The following is a 3605-nucleotide window of genomic DNA, read 5'->3' as shown; positions in this document are numbered from 1 at the left end:
CGGTTTCCTGCTTCGTAGGTTGGGCCAGGGCCCAACACCCGTTTCATCCTCGTCCCTCAAGCCGCGTCCAGCAGGCGGTCCTTGCTGACGGCTTCGCTGACGAACTCGCGGGCGACCTCGCCCTTTCTCATGACGAGGATGCGGTCGGCGAGCGACAGCACGGTTTCCGGCTCGCTGGAAACCACGACGATGCCGATCCCCTGGTCGCGAAGTCCCCGGACGATCTTGACGACGTCGTCCTTGGCTCCGACGTCCATTCCGCGGGTCGGCTCGCTCAGCACCAGGACCTTGGGCAGGTAGGTCAGCCACTTGGCCAGCCCGACCTTCTGCTGGTTGCCGCCGGACAGCGTGCCCAGGTGCTGGTCGACGCGCGGCGGCCGGATTCCCAGGCTGACGACGTGCCGCTCGGCGATCTCGCGCTCGGCATTGGGACGCAGCAGCAGCGGATGCAGCCGGCCCAGGATGCTGATCGACATGTTCTTGTAGAGCGGCTCGTGGCTGAACAGCATCGACCGCCGGCTTTCCGGCACGAATGCCATCCCCGCCCGCCGTGCCGCCGCCGTGCCCTTCAGCGATACCTGCCGGCCCTCGATCGCCACCGTCCCTTTTTCCGGGTGCAGCTTGCCGAACAGCGCGCGGGCCAGTTCGAGCTGGCCGGACCCCATGAAGCCGTAGATCCCCAGCACCTCGCCCGCCCGCACCGTCAGCGACACGTCGCGGAACGCACGCCCAAGCGTCAGGCCGGACGTTTCCAGCACGACCGGGGCATCCGGCTTGCTGTCGAGCATCATCTCGGAAGTGTAGCTTTCCTCCAGGTCCTCGTGCCCCGCCCCGATCATGTGCTCGATCAGGAAGCTCTTGCGCAAGCCCGCCGCCTCGGCCGTGACGATCTTCCGGCCGTTGCGGAAGATCGTCACGGTGTCCGAAACGCCCAGGATGTCGTCCAGGAAGTGGGAGATGAAGATCATGCTCCGGCCGGACTGCCGGAGCGACTGGAGCAGGCCGAACAGCCGCTCGATCTCCGGCGGCGACAGGGCGGAGGTCGGCTCGTCCAGGATGATGATCCGGGCGCCGGAGAACAGCACGCGGCTGATCTCGATCATCTGCTGAAGCCCGATGGGGAGCGATCCGATCGGCACCCTGGGATCGACGTCGATGCCCAGGCTGCGGAGGTGAGCCGCCGCCTGCGCGTTCATGCCCCGCCAGTCGACCCGGCCGAACCGCGTCACCGGCTGGCTGCCCAGGAAGACGTTCTCCGCGACCGACAGGTCGGGCACGATGCTGAGTTCCTGATGGACCATGCCGATGCCGGCCTTCAGCGCATCGCGGGCGGAGCGGAAGTTCCGCTCCTCCCCGTCGATCCGCATGGTGCCGCCATAGTCCGTGTGGACCCCGGCGATGATCTTCATCAGCGTGCTCTTGCCGGCCCCGTTCTCGCCGACCAGACCATGGATCTCGCCGGCGTGAAGGGTGAAATCGACATCCCGGAGGGCGGTGACCCCGCCGAAGGACTTGGATATGCTGGAGAGTTCCAGCAGCGGCCGGTCACCACCAAATACCATTCCGATGCTCCCGGTATTTCACTGAATCGGATCGTCAGATCAGGAAGTGATCCTGCATCCACTGCATGCCGGGCGCATTGGCCTTGGTGACCACGGGACCTTCGGGGATGATGTGCTTGGGAATCCCCTCGCCCGACTTCTCGCCGTTCAGCACGGCCGCGACTCCGGCCAGCACGGCGCCGCCATGGATGCGGCAGGACGGGTTGCGCACCGTCGCGTGCATCCGGCCTTCCGTGACGGCCTGAAGCGCCGGCGGCATCGCATCGACTCCGCCGATCTTGATGTCGGTCCGGTTGCGCGCCTTCATGACGTTCCAGGCGGCCAGCGCCATGTCGTCGTTGTGGAAGAAGGCGGCGTCGATCTTGGGATACTTGGTCAGGTGCGTTTCCCAGATGCGGACGGCCTTGGTCACGTCCCAGTCCGCCGGGGTGGTGTCCAGCACCTCGACCTTGGGGAAGCGCTTGACGACCGACTCGAAGCCTCGCGCACGCCCTTGCGCACCCGTATGGCCAAGGGCGCCCTGGGTCATGATGATGGTGCCGGAGCCGCCGATGGCGTCCAGCAGCGCCTGGGTGACGGAAGCGCCCATGAACTCGTTGTCGGGAGCCAGGAAGCTATGGACGTTGATCTGTTCCAGCGGAGCGATCAGCGTGTCCATGTCGATGACGGGCGTGCCTGCCTCGATCATCTTGTTGACGGGAGCCGTCAGCGTGCCGATGCCGAACGCCTGGATGGCGACGAAGTCCCACTTCTGCGACGCCATGTTGTCGATCGCGGCGCGCTGCTTGGTGGCGCTCAACTCGCCGTCGAACCAGGTGATCTCGACGTTCAGCAGCTTGCCCCACCATTCCGCGGCGCGCTTGCCCTGGGCGCACCAGGTAGCCTGCAAGCCGGCGTTGGAGAAAGCTGCCTTCAGCGGCTTTTCCGACCGGGAAACTTCCTTGGCCATCTCGGCGGCAAGCGCCGGATTGAAGCCGAAGCCGCCGAACAATGCTGCGGATGCACCGGCCGATGCGGCGGCGGCACGGATGAAACTGCGCCGCGACGGCTGCCGCGCTCCTCCCTTGCTGGACATTGGAGTTCCTCCCGAACTGTTATCCCTTGCGGGCCGTACCGCTCGATCGCGGCTCGGTCCGATGCCGAAGCGGAGCCTTTATGGCTTCCATTCCTCCCCGGCGCGGGCAGTGTGACATAGGCTTTTGCGGTCGTAACTCTACCCATCCGGGCTAGGGCGATTGTCGGGAGGCGGCGTGAGGCGATCCCGTGCCGGAGAGACCTTGCCATCCGCAGCCCCATGGCGGGCCAGCTTGCCGTCTACGCTCACGACGACTCATAGTATTATACCATTTTTCAGTATGGCTAAGGCTTAGGCTAAATATGGAAAAGCCATTCGCCCCTACCCCGCTTCCGACACCGAATCCTCCCACCACAGCCTCCGGGGCATCGAAAAAACACCTATCGATATCGCTCCTGCCGCCTACCCCTTTCGGGTGCCGGCATCCTTCAGAAAAATTCCCAGGAAAAAACGGAACCTCAAAAAAGTCATCCGGGATTGGGAAGTAAACCTCGACCCGTTCGTCTCCCGACTGACCGCCATGTGAAGAAGGCGGCTATATATCTTTGGTGGAGGGGTAATTGGGAAACAAAGACGCCACGGCGGGTTTGAAAAAGTTTCTCACTCGCTTGCCTATTTATTCATTGGTCGCTTTTGCAACATGCTTCGCCCTGCCTGGGACCGGCTGGTCCCAAGCCGTGGAAGCCGACCCGCCGCGGCCGATCGGATCCTTGAAGGGCAAGTCCCCCGCCCTCCCCGACCTGTCCGGCGTCGTGTCGAACCTGTCGTGGGTTCAGGCTGCCGGAAAGGCGCTGTTCTGGGATCAGACGGTCGGAAGCGATACCGTCGCCTGCGCCACCTGCCATTTCCGGGCGGGCGCCGATCCGCGCATCACCAATCAGGTGGACCCCGGCCTGTTGGGGGAGACAGCATCTTCGGCGCTTCCAACGGCAGCGGGCTGATGGGCTCGGGGCAGGCTGCGGGACCGA

Annotated in this window: 3 protein-coding genes; 1 reads left to right on the top strand and 2 read right to left on the bottom strand. The window is 64.6% G+C overall.

All coding sequences use genetic code 11. The annotated features are described in order from the left end of the window. Window positions 1-56 precede the first annotated feature (56 nt). Both AC5JJ6_RS04465 and AC5JJ6_RS04460 read right to left on the bottom strand, forming a co-directional pair. The gene (locus tag AC5JJ6_RS04465) at window positions 57-1562 is read right to left on the bottom strand and encodes a sugar ABC transporter ATP-binding protein (RefSeq protein ID WP_496040890.1); all 1506 of its coding nucleotides are present in this window, start codon (window positions 1560-1562) and stop codon (window positions 57-59) included. Window positions 1563-1596: 34 nt separating this feature from the next. Continuing rightward, window positions 1597-2637: a sugar ABC transporter substrate-binding protein gene (locus AC5JJ6_RS04460; RefSeq protein WP_496040889.1), complete on the bottom strand. Its 1041-nt coding sequence runs from the start codon at window positions 2635-2637 to the stop codon at window positions 1597-1599. Between the two features lie 710 nt (window positions 2638-3347). On the opposite strand from AC5JJ6_RS04460, the gene AC5JJ6_RS04455 reads away from it, so the two are divergent. Next, window positions 3348-3578: a hypothetical protein gene (locus AC5JJ6_RS04455; protein ID WP_496040888.1), complete on the top strand. Its 231-nt coding sequence runs from the start codon at window positions 3348-3350 to the stop codon at window positions 3576-3578. The last annotated feature ends 27 nt before the right edge of the window (window positions 3579-3605 follow it).

It is taken from the genome of Skermanella sp. (assembly GCF_059503625.1).
This window is presented reverse-complemented; position numbering and strand designations above follow the sequence as displayed.